Here is a 16,336-nt window from a genome sequence, read left to right as displayed (position 1 = left end):
CTGCGCACGCGGGAGCGAACTGATGAAGAACCACAACCGCAGACTGGATACCGCTCTCGTCTTCGCCATCGTCGCCCTGCTACTGCTCCCGTGGTATCGGATCGAAGGCGGCTTCTTCAGCCTTGGCTGGCTTTCGGATTTCCCGGACGATCCCTCCACCGCGCCCGGCATATTGCAGATCATCCTCCATGGACGATGGTGGCTCGCGATTGCTGTCTTTTTTGTTCTGCTTGGCGGCGTCGCGCGCTTTCTTCACGATCCCAATCGCCGCGGCGCGCTGCTTGCCTGGGCAGCCGGGCTTGGGCTTGTCTTCCTGGCGCTGCAGGGACTCGCGATCGGTTTTTCCGGCTGGAGCTGGACGATCAGCGAAACGCTGTTCGGGGCTCTTCCCGACGGGCAGCCGTCGATGGGCGCTGGCGCCATCGTCGTCGGCCTCGTCTTCGTTCTCCTCTTTTCCTTCGGCTTGGCCGAGCGCGGCGTGATGAAGGGCGATGCCTTCGTCGTCAGCGCCATCACGATGCTGGTCTTCCTGGTCACCGTCTTCGTCTTTTATCCGATCGGCAGCATGTTCGTCGGCGCCTTCCAGGATTTCGACGGCTCCTTCAATCCGGATGGATTCCTGACGAATATCCAGGACGCCTCGGTCTGGAGCCTGGGCTGCGTGGTCGGCGGCGAGCGTTGCGGCGTCGCCTGGCGCACGCTCTGGCTGGCGATCATGACGGCTGCCGGTTCGACAACGCTTGGCCTGTGCTTTGCGCTTGTCGCCACCCGCACCCGCTTCCCCTTCAAGAAGGGGCTGCGGCTTCTAACGATCCTGCCGATCATCACCCCGCCCTTCGTCGTCGGCCTGGCACTGACCCTGCTCTTCGGTCGCTCCGGTGTAGCGACGCAATTCGTCTCTACATTGCTCGGCGTCGAGCCCGGCCGCTGGCTTTATGGCCTGACCGGGATCTGGATCGCCCAGGTTCTCTCTTTCACTCCGATCTCCTTCCTGGTGCTCATCGGCGTCGTCGAAGGCGTGAGCCCATCGATGGAAGAGGCGTCGCAAACATTGCGTGCCGACCGCTGGCGTACGTTCTGGCGGGTGTCTCTGCCGCTGATGAAACCCGGTCTCGCTAATGCCTTCCTGATCGGATTCATCGAAAGCATGGCAGATTTCGGCAATCCGCTCGTCCTCGGCGGCAGCCACGGCGTGCTGTCGACCGAAATCTTCTTTGCCGTAGTTGGTTCGCAGAACGATCCATCACGCGCCGCCGTGCTTGCGATGATCTTGCTCTGCTTCACCCTCTCCGCCTTCCTAGCGCAGCGCTTCTGGCTGTCGGGCAAGAATTTTGCGACGGTGACCGGCAAGGGCGATTCCGGCCAACATATAGCGCTGCCACGCGGCCTTTCGATCGCGGTACATGCCATCGTTATTCCCTGGATGATCTTCACCATCATCGTCTATGCGATGATCCTGTTCGGCGGCTTCGTGCGCACTTGGGGTCTCGATAATACGCTAACGACAGAACACTATATCCGCGCATTTTCGATCGGGTTCCGTGATGGCGGCGGCCTGGCGTGGACGGGGGTCGCCTGGAATTCGTTCTGGACGACAATGGAAATCGCCCTGATCTCTGCCCCGCTCACGGCCGCTGTCGGCTTGCTGACCGCCTATCTCATCGTCCGGCAGAAATTCGCGGGCCGCAACCTCTTCGAATTTGCATTGATGATGAGCTTTGCGATCCCTGGAACCGTCATCGGCATCAGCTACATCATGGCCTTCAACCTGCCGCCGTTGGAAATGACCGGCACGGCTGTTGTCCTCATCGCCTGCTTCGTCTTCCGCAATATGCCAGTCGGCGTACGTGGTGGCGTTGCAGCGATGAGCCAGCTCGACAAGAGTCTCGACGAGGCGTCGCTGACGCTGCGCGCTGATAGTTTCCGGACGATCCGCAAGGTCATCCTGCCGTTATTGCGGCCCGCGATCACCGCCGCGCTCGTCTATTCGTTCGTTCGCGCCATTACCTCGATCAGCGCCGTCGTCTTTCTCGTCAGTGCCCAGTACAACATGGCAACGTCCTATATCGTCGGCCTCGTCGAGAACGGCGAATACGGTGTGGCGATCGCCTATTCCTCGACGCTGATCATCGTCATGGTCGCTGTTATCGCGGGCTTCCAGTTTCTCGTCGGAGAGCGGAGGCTGCGGCGTGAAAACCGCATTGCCATCGCTGCGCCAACGGCCACCGCTTCCGCGCCCCTCGGTCAGGAGAAAACCGCATGATTAACCCCAAAGCCGGTTCTGTCGTCTTCCAGAACGTCCGGAAGACATTCGGCGCCTTCACCGCCATCCCCGACCTGTCGCTGACGATCGAGCCAGGCACGCTGGTGACGCTGCTCGGCCCTTCCGGCTGCGGCAAGACGACGACACTGCGCATGCTAGCCGGCCTCGAACACCCATCCGCCGGGCGCATTCTGATCGGCGGCAAAGACGTGACGATGCTCCCGGCAAACGAACGTGACGTCTCGATGGTGTTTCAGTCCTATGCGCTCTTTCCGCATATGAGCGCGCTCGACAACGTCGCCTATGGCCTCGAATCCTCAGGGCTGAAGCGCAGAGAGGCGCGCGACCGCGCCGAGGACGGATTGAAGCTCGTCGGTCTCGGCGGCATGGGGCAGCGTCTGCCAGCAGAGCTGTCCGGCGGCCAGCAGCAGCGCGTAGCGGTTGCCCGCGCGCTCGTGCTCGAACCGCAGGTATTGCTGCTCGACGAGCCGCTTTCGAACCTCGATGCGCGGCTCCGACGCCGTGTCCGTACCGAGATCCGTGAGCTGCAGCAAAGGCTCGGATTTACCGCCGTGTACGTCACCCATGACCAGGACGAAGCGCTCGCCGTTTCAGATGAGATCATCGTCATGAAGGATGGCGAGATCGCCCAAAAAGGAGCACCGCGTGCGCTCTATGACGAACCGGCCTCCGCTTTCATCGCCGACTTCATGGGCGAAGCCAATGTCGTACCCTGCGACATCGTCGTGGTCGACGGCGATCGTGCAACCATCACCATCGAGGGCCTCATCCATCAGCTCTCCGGTCGCAACCTTCGCCCCGGCCCGGCACAGCTTGCTATCCGGCCCAACGCGATTACGCTTGCGCCGAAGAACGGCGGCGGCTTCAGCGGCGCGATCACCCACGCCGCTTATCTCGGCGATCATGTCGAATACGAGGTGAAAACCAAAACTGGAACGCTCTTTGTCGTCGATCCCGCAGTGGGGAAGACGTTCAAACCAGAAACGGAGGTCGAGATCGGCCTCAAGGATCGTGGCGTTGCCGTCATCAGCGACTGAGTGCGCCTTACGGCGTGGGTGATCAAAAAGCGGCGCACGTTCAAAGCACCTTTTCACCTCCTTGAGGGGAATAAGTCATCTTCCCCTCACCGGTCCCGACAGACTTCGCTTGAACAACCACATCTCCCGCGAGCATATGTTCGCGAGCCGATGCGCGTGTTCGATGAACCATCTGGAGCACACATGACAGCTTTGATTGAGGCACGAGCCGTCAGCAAGCGGTTCCGACAGCACAAGCGGCTTCCGGGCCTGATGGGCGCACTGAAGACCTTGGTGACCAACGAGTACACGGAGGTTCTGGACATTTCCGACATCAGCTTCCACGTCGCGGCGGGCGAGGCCGTTGGCTATCTCGGGCCGAACGGGGCCTGCGAAATCGACGATGATCAAGATGATGGATGGCCCACCCGTGAATGAACCGGCCCGTTTGGGCCGGTAAATCAATAGCCGTAACGCCGATCGAGCTCTTTGAGGGCAGCCTGAACCTCATCGATGGAAACCGGCTCCGGTGTTCCCGGAATATGACGGAACGCCGGCTTTGAATCGATCGCATAGAAGTCGGAAGCCCACGACGCCAGGATAGTCCGCTTGTCGTCTGCGGAGAGCGCAGTCGCTTTCACAACGTCAAGCGGCCGCTCAATCTGCATGCCCTGAAGCAGGACCATTGGTCCCATCGCTATGGCGTTGGTAACCGCCTCCTTCAAGATGTCGTGCATGTCGAGCTCCTTATCGAACGTGCGGATCTTTGTCGTGCCTGCGACGGGAGACGGCGACCATGTCCGTTTCGGGCGCTAGCAGATCGTGTTTCTCGGCAAAGGCAGCAAACAGGCCGCGTGCGGTCTCCGCTTCGATATCACCGCGCAGCGCGGCACTGCACGCCTTGAATGCGACTGAATGCGCCGTGTCGCGCAAAGACACTGGCCATTCTGCAAGATGCCGGTAGGCATCCATGACGGTTTTGACCTCGGCGGGAAAGCCAAGGCCGACGAGGATTGTAACAGGTTGTTTGAACATATCGGGTTTCATGACGCTCTCCTTTCCAACCCGCGATGTCGATGGGCGCCGCCCCGACGGCGCCCGTTTTCCAAGGTTTCAATCAAGCAGCCTTCTGCGCTTCGATCTGCGCCGGGGCGACATTCTGTGAAAGAGCCTGGTTGGTATGGATGTCGATCCTCCGCGGCTTCAAGGCCTCGGGGATCTCACGCACGAGATCGATCGAAAGGAGACCGTTCTGCAGATCGGCGCCGTTCACCCTGACATGGTCTGCAAGCTCGAAGCGGTGCTCGAACGGCCGGCCGGCAATGCCGCGATGCAGATAGCCTTCATTGGCAGCCTCCTGCTTCTTGCCGGTGACGGTCAGCAAGTTGGACTGGAAGGTGATGTCGAGATCGTCCTGGGCAAATCCAGCCACTGCGATCGAGATCCGGTAGCTGTCGTCGCCAGTCTTGACGATGTCATAGGGCGGCCAGTCGCTGATCGCGCGGGCACGCTGGGCGTTTTCGAGAAGATTGAAGACCCGGTCGAAGCCGACGGTCGATCGGAACAAGGGTGCGTAGTCGTAAGATGTTGCCATAGCCATATCCTCCTTGAAGCAACATGGGTACGGAAGCGCCGAAAGACAGCGCTCCCAGCAAGGCCAGCCCATCATTAGCGGCTGGCGGCAAACGATTTGGTTTTTGAGGATTTACGATTCAAGAGCACCGGACGAAAAAATTTTTTCCGCTTGGAGTGTGTCGACGCAACCCTAATCCAGCGCATAACCGCGGCGTTATCCTGAATTCCCCGAAGGCCTCTATAAGATTCATGCCGCAGATTACCGTCGTCGGTCCAGCCGCGAATTCCATCTCGGCGATCAGCTTCGGCTCCGCAAAGACGCAGTTCTTGCCTTTAAGAGGAACGACAGGTGTCTTGGTCTTCAGCGTGTCGAGCGTGTTTTTCAGGTAAGCGGCGTCCTTTTCCTTGAAGCCCGTTCCGACCGCGCCGACATAAATCCAATTGTGTCCGCACAGGGCGGCAGCAGGCTGCCGCTACCGCGGCGCGACAAGGAAAGCAAGGTCAAGGAGAGCGTCGACGACTCGCAATCCCTGTCCGCAGATGCTCGCCACGACGCGAAGCATGATGCGAAGCCGGTCAGGGGGCTGGCTGAACACCGCGATCAGGTGCTGGCCCCCGTGAAGGAACGTGCGCTGCAAGGCAGTCGCACCGCCCTGACCGTGTCGCCAAGGGCTTTGGCATGGTGCGCACGCGCAAATTCTTCAACGGTCTCGTAGCGGACACGAATGCCGGCTGATTTCCTGCATAACGACAGGAATTTCGGGGCGCTCCTGCGCATCGTCGCTGACGGGATGAAGGTGCCGCTGGTGCTGGTCGAGAAAGACTACCGGATCATGCACTGCCTGTATGGCCTGCAGCACCTGAAGATGACGTTCGAGTTGAAGGGCGGTACTTCGCTCTCGAAAGGATACCACATCATCAACCGCTTCTCGGAGAATATCGATATCCGTATCGAACCGCCGAAGACCATGACAGTGAAAGCCGGCCCCAATCACGATAAGCCCGCGCATCGTGAAGGCCGGACGTCATTCTATGACTGGCTCGCCAACGATCAGCCGGGCGCAACAGACGGAAGCCGGCATTGATACAAAAGCTCGGAGCATAGGATATATTATCCGAGTTTTTGTATCACAATCCTTAGCCTTGGAAAGGCGCCGATTGGCGAAATCGTGAGCAACAACTAACAGTCGCTCTTGACGGGGATCGAACCACCCTCCCTCGGCTACACCGAGTTAAAGCAGCCGCTGGAAGCTTGGTCATTGCCAGACGAGTAAAACCGCTACCCCTTTACGCGCATACCGGCAGTGCTTGCCGTTCACCGCATAGCTGTCACCGAAGTCCTTCAGCGAGGATCTGGCCGCCACCTCGCCGTAGAGCGAATAGCCCTCGTCGTTCCAGGTGTAGGAGCGCCTCTTCCCAGCAGACATGTACGACCACCTTTTTGTGCCTTGTTCGAACAAGTCGGCCCCAGCCTCACAATTTCACCGATGAAGATCAAAGAGCCTGACCCGAAAAAAGTTTAATGGACATGGTGACTTCGCTTCTGGCGGCGGCTATCCCACGTACGCTGTTTTTTTGCTTCGCGCCGTCGAAACCAGCATGGCAGGTTAATCCGTTTCAAATAACGCCGGCAGTTTGCGCAATCGACTTGATGTGAGCGAGACCGCGACGATAGCCGGGAACGTCGAAGTGCTCCAGCATGAGTGGAACGTCCCGCTTGAGTTTGGCGATCTCGATCACATAGGCACTGTAATCAAGGTTTCCTTCGCCGGGCACCACTTCATCGAGATGGAACGAGATCGTGCCCGGGCCCCCCTGCATAACAAGATCCTTGGCATGGCAAGAAACGATCCATGGCCCCAGTAGCGCAAAGCAATCTCTGATCATTGTTCCAGTGTTGAAATAAAGTCGAGGCGAAATGACCATGTTAGCCGCGTCGATATGTGCACCGAATTGCGGGCGATCAATCGCCTTCAGCAATTTGAGATAGTTCTCTGGCGTGTCGGTCACCAGCCAAGGCACCATTTCCAGCGAAAATTTCGCGCGCTTCGGCCTCACCATATCGATGACGTATCGGGCTGTCTCGACTGCACGCTGAAAGCCGGCCTCGCTTTGATTGTCGGGATGCGGGCCATAATCATAATTGTCGCTAAGCTGCCAGGGATCACCCGGATGACCAACAGTTCCGTGGAACGCAACAATGGCGCCTGCTCCCAATTCGTCTGCCAGCGCTAGCTGATGGACGGCATAGTCGAGGTTGGCCTTCCGTGTGCTTTGATCGTGGGCAATGAGGTTTTTCCAGGCCCCGCCTTCGGCCATTACCAGATCGGCCGCAGCAAAGCTCTTTACCAGAGCCTTTATCTCCTCGCGGCTCTCGATGCTGATGTTTGGCATATAGGCGGCGTTGTATCCGAATTCGATATGCGCCTGTGCGTAAGCCTCCGGATCGCCATCGTAGTCAATTCCGTGTCCGCCAAGTCTAAAGGTCATAGAAGGTCTCCCGTTCTTTCGGATTGAGCAACGCATTTGCCCAAGCTAAGCACTCGTCCCTAGTGCTGGGCTTCGGGGGGATAGAGCAACACTTTGCCGCAATTGCCCGTTTCCTGGAGAGCGAAGGCTTCTGCGACCTGCGACATCGCAAAACGATGTGTCGTCAGCTTGTCTAGAAGCGGTCTTGCATCGCGGACGCGCTGCAGGACCTCGTCGGCGAAGACATCATGGTTCCAATGCCATGCGCCGTAGATTTCAATGCCCTTGCCTGTGATGCGGTTGACCGGTAGCGAGCCGCTCCAGGTGACAAAGGACAGCCGGCCCCTGGCTCGCACTAGTTCGAGAACCACCGGTGGGGCCGCCTCATTGTTGCTGGTATCGAGCGCTGCGTCGACGCCATAGCCCCCGGTCGCTGCGCGCACCTGCTCGATAAGATCCGGCGCACGAGGGTCTATCACCTGCTCTGCGCCAAGTTCCTTTGCCAATGCAACGCGGTAGGGATTGAATTCGAGGGCGATGACACGTGCCCCGATCGTGCGAGCATTGACGACCGCGCCAAGCCCGACCGCCCCACAGCCCGAAATCAGGATCGTGTCCTTGTCGGTTAGCTGCATTCGCTTCATCGCCGTGAAACTCGGGCCAAGCGCACAGATCGCCATGGCAGCGTGGTGTGTCTCGATATCATCGGGAACCGGCTGCAAGATATAGTCCGGCTTCAGAAGATATTGCGCATAGCAGCCGATCCCGGAAGACGATCCCGTTTCACCCAACAAGTCTCGCTGCGAGGTGCAGTGGATGTGCTCTCCCGCTGCGCAGGCGGGGCAGACGCCGCAGCCGGCGTGAGGCATGACGATAACCCTGTCGCCCGTCTTCAGGCGCCTCGACTGCGCAGCATCAACCACAACGCCTACGGCCTCATGGCCGAGTTCGCATGAGTGCGTTCCCGCGCGCCACCCCTGCCACTCCGTACACATTGGAGCGACCAGGACCTCGACCTTGACGATATCGCCCGACGCCTGTGGGTCTGGCCGTTGAGTGATCTGCGCTTGGCGCGGTCCTACGATTTCTACGCAAAAAATGGTCGTTACTCCGTTTGAAGGCTGCCAAGGTGGGGGGGCCCTGGATGTTGATTAACTTTCAGATGTCAGTTTAAAATCCGCGACGCCACTCACGGTTTCAGTAGTGGTGGAGCAGTCATCGAAAATTGTGCCATCGTTGATCAGATCCCCACCATTCCCGCCGAGGAGCGATGACGGGCCAGGTTTCAACAAGACCGGCTGCTCGCGGTTGAGCGGGACAGCTTCATCGGCATCGATGCGGATCGACATCTTATCCTTCCCGACCTGCTTCCAGCCGCGATCGCCCGAGTCCGTCCACCTTTTTTCCATCGGCGTCAGGACCGACCACCGACGAAGTCAGTAGTGCCGTGGCGCCATGAAATGCCGAAACGATCTGTGCACATGCTCCTCCTCTAGCCGCGTCGACAAAGATGCTTTGCGGTAAGACCGCCATGATCCATCGGATCCTAACTCGTCGCCGAGTCTCCACACTCGGACGCATGCGGCCTCGCCGTCCCTGGCACTTTCGGCAGGCGGCACAAGGCGAATGTTGCACCTCACAAGACCGGGCTGCGGCGGTTATTCCCTCCATCGGCCGTTCGTAACGTTACGGATGAAGCATCGGGCGCATGTTGTCAATTGTTTTCCGACGCTGACAAATTCGACGCAAAGCAAAAATTGATCGAAAGTCGTAACGTTACGATGACGTTGCCGATCAAGCTAAGATCTGGGTTGTTTGGTCGTCCCCGGAGACCTGGCCAAGTCTCGACCTCAGGCTCATCTACATACGTGAAACGGCAAACGAGAAGTCTGGTCGATCGCGCAATCGATCAGTAAGCTGCCAGACCATTTCCCATCCTTCTTTCATTACGGCGACAGTGGAAGGCCGGCGTGCAAAGGACAAAGGGCGATTGGGGTTGTTCGGCGACGCCGAACAGCAGAATTGCCTTCGGCCTACTAATTCGAACAGATCTCCGGCAGTAAATCAACGTCATCGACCCCCGCATCGAGGCCGTCTCAATAAGGCAAAGAAGTCCATCATGTTCAGACTTGCAAACAAAGCCGCCCTTCTAACCAAGGGGACGGCGAAGGGCGACCATCTTCTTCGCAGCTGACGACGCGTCCTCTATTGTCGGCAGCGACCTCGTCATCGCCCGCCGTGCGTGCAACCATTAATGGCGTCCAACTTTACAGGAGCAGAACTATGCAGATCGATCTCAAAGGAAAGACCGCCCTGGTGACAGGATCTACGGAAGGCATTGGCTATGCGATCGCCCGACAGCTCGCTAGAGCGGGCGCTGACGTCGTCGTCAACGGCAGATCCGAGGAAAAGACCGTGAGGGCCGCCGAGCGGCTGAAGAGCGAAGGCGCCAAGGGGGGCGTCACGGCAGCGGCGGCAGATCTCGCCTCCGCCGAAGGCTGCGCAACGCTTGTAGCGAAGTTGCCTCATGTGGACATCCTCATCAACAATGCTGGTATTTTCCAACCAAGTGATTTCTTCGACACCGCGGACGAGGTCTGGGACCGGCACTGGCAGGTGAACGTCATGTCCGCAGTTCGACTGTCGCGAGCTTATCTGCCGGGAATGCAGAAGGCGAACTGGGGCCGGGTCATCTTCATCGCGTCAGAATCAGGTTTCAACATTCCAGTCGAGATGATCCACTACGGCGTCAGCAAGACGGCCGACATCGCCGTCGCCCGCGGGCTCGCCAAGCGAATGGCGGGCACCGGAGTGACCGTGAACTCCGTTCTTCCTGGCCCCACTCTCTCGGAAGGCGTCGAGGCAATGCTTGCCGATGAGCGCGAAAAGACGGGCAAGTCGATCGAGGAGGTCGCCGCCGACTTCGTCAAGCAACACCGGAGCAGCTCTCTCATTCAACGCGCCGCGAGCGTCGAGGAGATCGCGAACATCGTGACTTATCTGGCCTCACCATTAGCATCGGCGACCACCGGCGCTTCAATGCGGGTGGACGGCGGCCTTATCGACACGCTTTAAGACGTGAACGCATCACCCCAAGCGATACAAAGCCCCACCGGAGATGGGGCTTTCTTCTCTCAAGCCACCGCGGCGTTCTTACCGCCGCGGGGTTGTCGCGGAATTAGGTGAAGGCGACCTTTCAGCGGCGCGCGTGTCATTGTCACATCTAGCAGCGACGAAAGGCTAAAGCGCGCAAAAGTGCTCGGCGCGGCTGCCAGGATCAATCATAGGCGCATGCCGGAATGGTCGACGTCGGTGCTTGAAATGACGGACGGACACGGCTCGATCACATCATTGATGTGGGCGGACCAAAGATCTTCGCGCAGTCGCTGAAAGCGGCTGCCAGGCGAGGCCAGAGCAACGCATCGCCTATCGTGGCGGATCGGAGGGAGCGTTCAATCCCCTCGACATGTTCCGCAAGCAGGTCGAAGTGCTTGGTATCCCAGTCGCGAGAACGAGATGATCTTATCAACCCTGACGTCGGATTTTCATCGCCAAGACTTTCAGCTGGATACCCGCGCTTCGCGTGACTATGACAAGGCCAAAGCCTCACGTTTGGCACTCAACTTACGGTAAAGCGTATTGAGTTCGGCGTGCTTCGTTTCCTTAATGTTGGGTGATGCCATTTCAGCGTCTAGCGTTATGAACTGCTTAGCGATTCCCTTAATCGCTCGTCGCTGCCGTTGACCGATTTGAATTCGATCATGTCGTTCTCCTCAGTAATATTTACAAGCTATTCTTTCGACAGCATTATCAAGAGCTTTATTTGTTTCTCGTTTATGACAGATACCCAGTTCAAACACGGAACTTAAACCGGCTGAACCGGTTGTCTGTTCACGGCCGTGTGAACCCGGTCAGAGAAAGCGAAGATCCTCAATGAAAAATATGATCCTGGCCGCGGCGCTCGTCGGAGCCTCGGCACTGGCGGCTGTTGCGCAAACGACTCCCGCCCCGTCGACTGATGCCGGAAATCCGGCGGTCGCGACGCCAGGCACGAAGAACCCGACCGCACCCGTCGCGGGCGCGAACAGCTTCACCGAGGCTCAAGCCAAGGACAGGATCGAGAAGGCCGGTTATTCGGAGGTCAAGGACCTCAAGAAAGACGACAGCGGCATCTGGATGGCGGCCGGCATGAAGGACGGCAAGGCCGTCATGGTCGCCCTCGATTATCAAGGCAACGTTGTCGCGAAATAACTCAACTCACGAATCCGAAGGATACTTTTATGAAAACCATTACTGGACTTTTCGACGACTATACCGATGCAAGCTCCGCCGTCAGCGCGCTTGAAGCAACCGGCGTTCCCTCGAACGATATCAGTATCGTTTCCAACAACGCGGACGAGCGCCATTCCGACAGGGAGTCGGGTGCCGCGACCGGCGCAGAATCGGGCGCAGGCCTCGGTGCCGTTGTCGGTGGCGCCGGCGGTCTTTTGACCGGGCTCGGCATCATGGCCATTCCTGGTGTTGGTCCAGTGGTTGCCGCCGGCTGGCTTGCGGCAACCGCAGTTGGGGCCGTTGCAGGTGCAGTAACCGGCGGCGCAGCCGGCGGACTGATCGGGGCCTTGACAGGCTCGGGCGTATCCGAGGACGACGCCAACCTCTACGCGGAAGGCGTGCGTCGCGGCGGCACCCTGGTCACGGCCAAGGTGGATGATGCTCTTGCGCCTGAAGCCCAAGCAATCCTGAAACGTTCGAACTGGGTCGATCCTGCAGAACGCCGGGCTTCCTACAACGCGCAAGGCTGGACACGTTTCGACGACACGCTCGATCCATACGGGCCAGAGCAGATCGAACGGGAACGTGACCGCTACCGTCGCCCTCCGGCAGTTTGATCACAACTCACGGCTGTCTCCGGGCACCAGTGAATGCGGCCGGAAATGTGATCCCACATAAGTTATTCCAAACCCAAGGAGCCAATCATGACCAAGCAATCCAAAACCCTCAACGTCCTGTTTCACGATACCTTGAAGGACGTCTATTTCGCCGAACATAAGATCGTTGCGACCCTTCCGAAGATGCATGAGGCCGCCAAGAGCAAGCAGCTCAAGGACGCTTTCACGAAACATCTCGCCGAAACCAAGGTGCACGTTACCCGTCTCGAAGATGTCTTCAAGCTCATCGGCAAGAAGCCGGAGCAGAAGACCTGCGACGCGATGATGGGCATCGTCAAGGAAGGCGCGGAGATCATGGATGAGTATGCCGGCGCGCCAGCCCTCGATGCCGGCCTTCTTGCGGTAGCCCAGGCAGTCGAACACTACGAGATGTCACGCTATGGGACGTTGCGTACTTGGGCGCTCGAGTTGGGCATGAAGGATGCCGCCAAGCTCCTTCAGACAACGCTCGACGAAGAGCAGGCGACCGACCTTGCTCTGACGTCCATTGCAACGAAGGTCGTCAATCAGAACACCGAGAAGGCTGCCTGAATCTGACGCAGCCGCGTTACGGCCGGTCACTGCCTGTCGTCGCGGTGACCGGCCAAGGCAATTCGGACAGCTGAAGGAAGGACCGTTCCAATGACCGAGTTTCGGGATATCAGCATCGTCGAGTTAAGCGAAGGCGCATCTGGGGCGGCGGTAGGGCCGCTGACGACGATGGTCCTGCAGCTTTCGGGCGTTGCGCCGGTCGATCGGGCCAACGCCTTTAACGAGAGTTGGAAAGAGAGCGCGTCCGTGATGAGACGGGCGGCGACAGCTACCGGGGATACGATAACATTGGCCTGCATGCCTTATGAGCTGCAGGGCCAGATCACGGAGTTAAACAGGATTATCGCCGAGACCAATTCTTCCTATCGAGATGGTCTCGAACAGGCGGCGGCTCGACAGGATGCCGAGCTCAAGGATTTGAAGGCTACCTTGAAATCGCCGCAACCGAAATGAGCGACGATGGGCGCGGCATGGCTGCCGCGCCCGATAGCGTCCGCGCGAACGTGCCTGCCACCTCGCCGATCCAATCGATGATTTGCATCTGAACATCCTTCCCGAAAGCCAAATCCATGACACCGCGAACCCTCCTTCAATTCTTCCACTGGTACTATCCCGATGGCGGCTGTCTCTGGAAAGAAGTGGAAGACAAGGCCGAAAGCCTTGCCGCCATGGGCATCACCGACGTTTGGCTGCCGCCGGCATACAAAGGCGCCTCGGGCGGCTATTCGGTCGGGTATGACACCTATGACCTGTTCGATATCGGTGAGTTCGACCAGAAAGGGACGGTCGCCACGAAGTACGGGGATCGCGCCGCGCTGCAAAGGGCCTGCCATAGCCTCAAGAACAACGGTATGCGTGTCATCCATGATGTCGTCCTCAATCATAAGATGGGCGCCGACGAGAAAGAGCGTGTCCAAGTTCGTCGCGTGAACGAAGAGGACCGGCTTCAGATCGAGGACGAACAGTTCGATGCGCTTGCCTACACTCGCTTTACCTTCCCTGGGCGCCAGGACAAGTATTCGAACTTTATCTGGGACATGACGTGTTTCAGTGGCGTCGATGTAATCGAGCAACCCAACGAAAAGGGCATTTTCCGCCTCGTTAACGAGTATGGCGACGGCGAGTGGAACGACCAGGTCGATGATGAACTTGGCAACTTCGATTTTCTGATGGGTGCGAATGTCGAGTTCCGAAACGCAGCAGTCAGCGAGGAACTCAAATACTGGGGCCGATGGCTTCCTGACCAGGTGCCTGTCGACGGCTTTCGACTCGACGCGGTCAAGCACATCCCCGCCTGGTTTTTCAAGGATTGGGTCGGCCACATGCGCGATCAGATCAACCCGGACCTGTTCGTGGTCGCCGAATACTGGCATCCAGATATGGATGTCCTGAAGAACTATCTCGATCTCGTGGACAAGCAGTTGATGCTCTTCGACGTGGCACTTCATCATCGCTTTCATGAGGCATCGCTTGCTGGTGAGGCCTTCGATATGCGCACGATTTTTGACGGATCGCTCGTTGCTGCAATGCCCGGACATGCGGTCACCATCGTCGACAACCACGACACGCAGCTTGGGCAGGCACTCGAGGCGGCGGTGGAACCCTGGTTCAAACCCCTCGCCTACGCGCTGATCCTTTTGCGTGAACAAGGCGTGCCATGCATTTTCTATCCGGACCTCTACGGCGCCCAATACACAGTTGAACAGGACGACGACAGCAAGACCGAGATCGACATGCCGGTCATCGACTGCCTCTCGCAACTGATCGAGGCGCGTGCACGCTTTGCCAACGGGCCTCAGACCGATCTGTTCGATGATGCCTCATGCGTCGGTTTCGTACGGCATGGCAGCGCGCAAGCGCCCGGCTGCGTCGTCGTCATGTCAAACGGCGGAGCAGCCGAGAAAGTGGTGGGCGTCGGTATCGAGCACCGCGGCGTCACTTTCATGGATTTTCTTGGCCATCACGGGGAAACAATCACCATCGACGACGCAGGTCAGGCAACCTTCCCGACAAATGGCGGTAGCCTGAGCGTTTGGGTTCGTGTGGATGGCAGCTGAAACCGGTAGACCTTGCGCCCCCCGCAACGAACGCTCCCTCGGACCCGATCGGGCTCGCTTGTAATTGTGCAAGCAGCATTACATTACGCTGACGGGGCGTCATCAGGCATTCCGCGCCAACCGGAGCATCGCTTTATGCGCAGCATTTCCGATACGATCGAACGCCTGGCGCGCTACCGCGCGATACCACAGCCTAATTCTCCAAGTAGTGCCTTGAAGAAACTGAAATCTCACGGGAAAAATCCGGGCAATCTTTCGGCTTGATACCAGGTGCCAGACGATGGACAACCTGCTCCTGCGCTGGTCGTCATCTTGCATGGATGCACACAAACTGCATCAGGGTATGATCAGGGTTCGGGCTGGTCGAAGCTGGCCGATGACTTTGGATTTGCGGTTCTCTTCCCGGAGCAATCACGGGAGAACAACGCAAACCTCTGCTTCAACTGGTTTGTCGCAGCCGATATGACGCGCGACGAGGGTGAAGTGCGCTCGATCCGGGAGATGATCGAAAGCATGGTTTCCGATCATGGCGTCGATCCCAAGCGGGTCTACATCACGGGACTGTCGGCCGGTGGCGCGATGGCGAACGCGCTGCTTGCCGCTTATCCGGAAATGTTTGCAGGGGGGCTATCATCGCGGGGATTCCATACGGCACGGCGTCGACAGTCCCGCAAGCCTTCGATCGAATGCGCGGACATGCCCTTCCTTCGGCTTCGGCTCTTTAAGTCATCCTCCTGCCCGCCTCAACGCACAAGGGGCCATGGCCAACTGTGTCCGTCTGGCATGGCACATCGGACCGTACGGTCGACGACGCGAACGGACGTGCGATTGTTGATCAGTGGAAAGGCGTGCATGGCGTCACAGAACCCGTTTGTGATGTCGCTGCCGGGCATGAACATCTCATTTGGAAGGACAGTTCGGGGCGTGACGCGATCGAGTTGTACAGGATTTCCGGCATGGGTCATGGCACGCCTCTCGACGTTTCGAGCGGCTACGGCGAGAGCAGGGCTTACATGCTCGACATCGGCATTTCATCGACGCGGACGATTGCTCGTGATTGGGGTTTGACCCCATCATTTGAGCGGCGGAAAAGCAGAAACCTTCGGCGGCGGCGCGGATAGCCCCGCATGACGTTGGTACAAGCGACTTTGTCCGAACGACAATCGAAAATGCTCTTCGCAGTGCAGCCTGATGAAATAACAGTTCCCGGCGCTGGCGGATCGGAACATCTTCTCACCGTCAGCATCAGGCGGCGGCTTTGGGACCATCAAAAGCTTCTTTACCACCATTTAGCGGATACCGGCATGCGGCTGTGCCGGTGCAGCACCGGTCGGCCCATCACAAGAGCTTGCCGGCGGAGCTGCTGCCCGGCAAGGCCACCGCGATGGATGTGATCGAGCCAAAAAGATGGCGTTGCACTCACGCCAAATTCGGAGGATCGACGGACGTCACTTT

The 16,336-nt window shown here is 58.5% G+C and carries 16 protein-coding genes and 3 pseudogenes; 11 read left to right on the top strand and 8 right to left on the bottom strand.

All coding sequences use genetic code 11. From position 1 onward, the window contains the following. Window positions 1-22: 22 nt before the first annotated feature. The 3 genes and pseudogenes from FHT93_RS33710 to FHT93_RS33700 all read left to right on the top strand — a co-directional run. The gene (locus tag FHT93_RS33710) at window positions 23-2,263 is read left to right on the top strand and encodes an iron ABC transporter permease (RefSeq protein ID WP_183851295.1); all 2,241 of its coding nucleotides are present in this window, start codon (window positions 23-25) and stop codon (window positions 2,261-2,263) included. Next, on the top strand, window positions 2,260-3,321 hold the full coding sequence (locus tag FHT93_RS33705; protein WP_183851294.1) for an ABC transporter ATP-binding protein: 1,062 nt from the start codon (window positions 2,260-2,262) through the stop codon (window positions 3,319-3,321). Before FHT93_RS33710 ends, FHT93_RS33705 begins: the two co-directional genes overlap by 4 nt. Window positions 3,322-3,504: 183 nt before the next feature. Further along, window positions 3,505-3,718, top strand: a pseudogene (locus FHT93_RS33700) (ATP-binding cassette domain-containing protein); the annotation flags it as partial. A 43-nt stretch (window positions 3,719-3,761) separates the two neighbouring features. Here the strand turns inward: FHT93_RS33700 and FHT93_RS33695 are convergent. From FHT93_RS33695 to FHT93_RS33680, 4 genes and pseudogenes are all read right to left on the bottom strand, one after another. Beyond that, entirely contained in the window at window positions 3,762-4,037 is a 276-nt protein-coding gene (locus FHT93_RS33695; protein ID WP_112547265.1) for a hypothetical protein, read from the bottom strand. A gap of 10 nt (window positions 4,038-4,047) precedes the next feature. Next, window positions 4,048-4,347 carry a DUF982 domain-containing protein gene (locus tag FHT93_RS33690; protein ID WP_112971208.1) on the bottom strand — a complete coding sequence of 100 codons (300 nt, stop codon included), beginning with the start codon at window positions 4,345-4,347 and terminating at the stop codon, window positions 4,048-4,050. Window positions 4,348-4,417: 70 nt separating this feature from the next. Beyond that, window positions 4,418-4,894: an Hsp20 family protein gene (locus FHT93_RS33685; protein ID WP_112547263.1), complete on the bottom strand. Its 477-nt coding sequence runs from the start codon at window positions 4,892-4,894 to the stop codon at window positions 4,418-4,420. 185 nt (window positions 4,895-5,079) lie between these two features. After that, window positions 5,080-5,324, bottom strand: a pseudogene (locus FHT93_RS33680) (ATP-dependent DNA ligase); the annotation flags it as partial. 276 nt (window positions 5,325-5,600) lie between these two features. On the opposite strand from FHT93_RS33680, the gene FHT93_RS33675 reads away from it, so the two are divergent. Next, window positions 5,601-5,960, top strand: coding sequence for a nucleotidyl transferase AbiEii/AbiGii toxin family protein (locus tag FHT93_RS33675; protein ID WP_183851293.1), 360 nt, complete (start codon window positions 5,601-5,603; stop codon window positions 5,958-5,960). A gap of 171 nt (window positions 5,961-6,131) precedes the next feature. Here the strand turns inward: FHT93_RS33675 and FHT93_RS33670 are convergent, their stop codons facing one another. The 4 genes from FHT93_RS33670 to FHT93_RS33655 all read right to left on the bottom strand — a co-directional run bounded on the left by FHT93_RS33670 (window position 6,132) and on the right by FHT93_RS33655 (window position 8,693). Continuing rightward, entirely contained in the window at window positions 6,132-6,302 is a 171-nt protein-coding gene (locus FHT93_RS33670) for a hypothetical protein (RefSeq protein ID WP_162710219.1), read from the bottom strand. Between the two features lie 190 nt (window positions 6,303-6,492). After that, window positions 6,493-7,365, bottom strand: coding sequence for a sugar phosphate isomerase/epimerase (locus FHT93_RS33665; RefSeq protein ID WP_113115849.1), 873 nt, complete (start codon window positions 7,363-7,365; stop codon window positions 6,493-6,495). 59 nt (window positions 7,366-7,424) lie between these two features. Further along, window positions 7,425-8,339, bottom strand: coding sequence for a zinc-binding dehydrogenase (locus FHT93_RS33660; RefSeq protein WP_112547259.1), 915 nt, complete (start codon window positions 8,337-8,339; stop codon window positions 7,425-7,427). A 156-nt stretch (window positions 8,340-8,495) separates the two neighbouring features. After that, a complete protein-coding gene (locus FHT93_RS33655; protein ID WP_112547258.1) occupies window positions 8,496-8,693 on the bottom strand; it encodes a hypothetical protein in 198 nt (65 codons plus the stop codon). A gap of 934 nt (window positions 8,694-9,627) precedes the next feature. Here FHT93_RS33655 and FHT93_RS33650 point away from each other — a divergent pair. From FHT93_RS33650 to FHT93_RS33620, 7 genes and pseudogenes are all read left to right on the top strand, one after another. After that, a complete protein-coding gene (locus FHT93_RS33650) occupies window positions 9,628-10,419 on the top strand; it encodes an SDR family oxidoreductase (protein WP_112547257.1) in 792 nt (263 codons plus the stop codon). A gap of 858 nt (window positions 10,420-11,277) precedes the next feature. After that, entirely contained in the window at window positions 11,278-11,595 is a 318-nt protein-coding gene (locus FHT93_RS33645) for a PepSY domain-containing protein (protein WP_112547256.1), read from the top strand. Between the two features lie 29 nt (window positions 11,596-11,624). After that, window positions 11,625-12,233: a general stress protein gene (locus FHT93_RS33640; protein WP_112547255.1), complete on the top strand. Its 609-nt coding sequence runs from the start codon at window positions 11,625-11,627 to the stop codon at window positions 12,231-12,233. A gap of 87 nt (window positions 12,234-12,320) precedes the next feature. Beyond that, window positions 12,321-12,824 (top strand): ferritin-like domain-containing protein, encoded by a 504-nt coding sequence (locus FHT93_RS33635; protein ID WP_112547254.1) that lies wholly within the window; start codon window positions 12,321-12,323, stop codon window positions 12,822-12,824. Window positions 12,825-12,914: 90 nt separating this feature from the next. Then, window positions 12,915-13,277 (top strand): hypothetical protein, encoded by a 363-nt coding sequence (locus tag FHT93_RS33630; RefSeq protein WP_112547253.1) that lies wholly within the window; start codon window positions 12,915-12,917, stop codon window positions 13,275-13,277. Between the two features lie 116 nt (window positions 13,278-13,393). Next, complete coding sequence (amyA, locus tag FHT93_RS33625) at window positions 13,394-14,881, top strand: alpha-amylase (protein WP_112547252.1); 1,488 nt, start codon at window positions 13,394-13,396, stop codon at window positions 14,879-14,881. Between the two features lie 135 nt (window positions 14,882-15,016). Then, window positions 15,017-16,073 (top strand): annotated as a pseudogene (locus tag FHT93_RS33620) (PHB depolymerase family esterase). Window positions 16,074-16,336 lie beyond the last annotated feature (263 nt).

This window comes from Rhizobium sp. BK379 (assembly GCF_014193955.1).
GTDB lineage: Bacteria > Pseudomonadota > Alphaproteobacteria > Rhizobiales > Rhizobiaceae > Rhizobium.
This window is presented reverse-complemented; position numbering and strand designations above follow the sequence as displayed.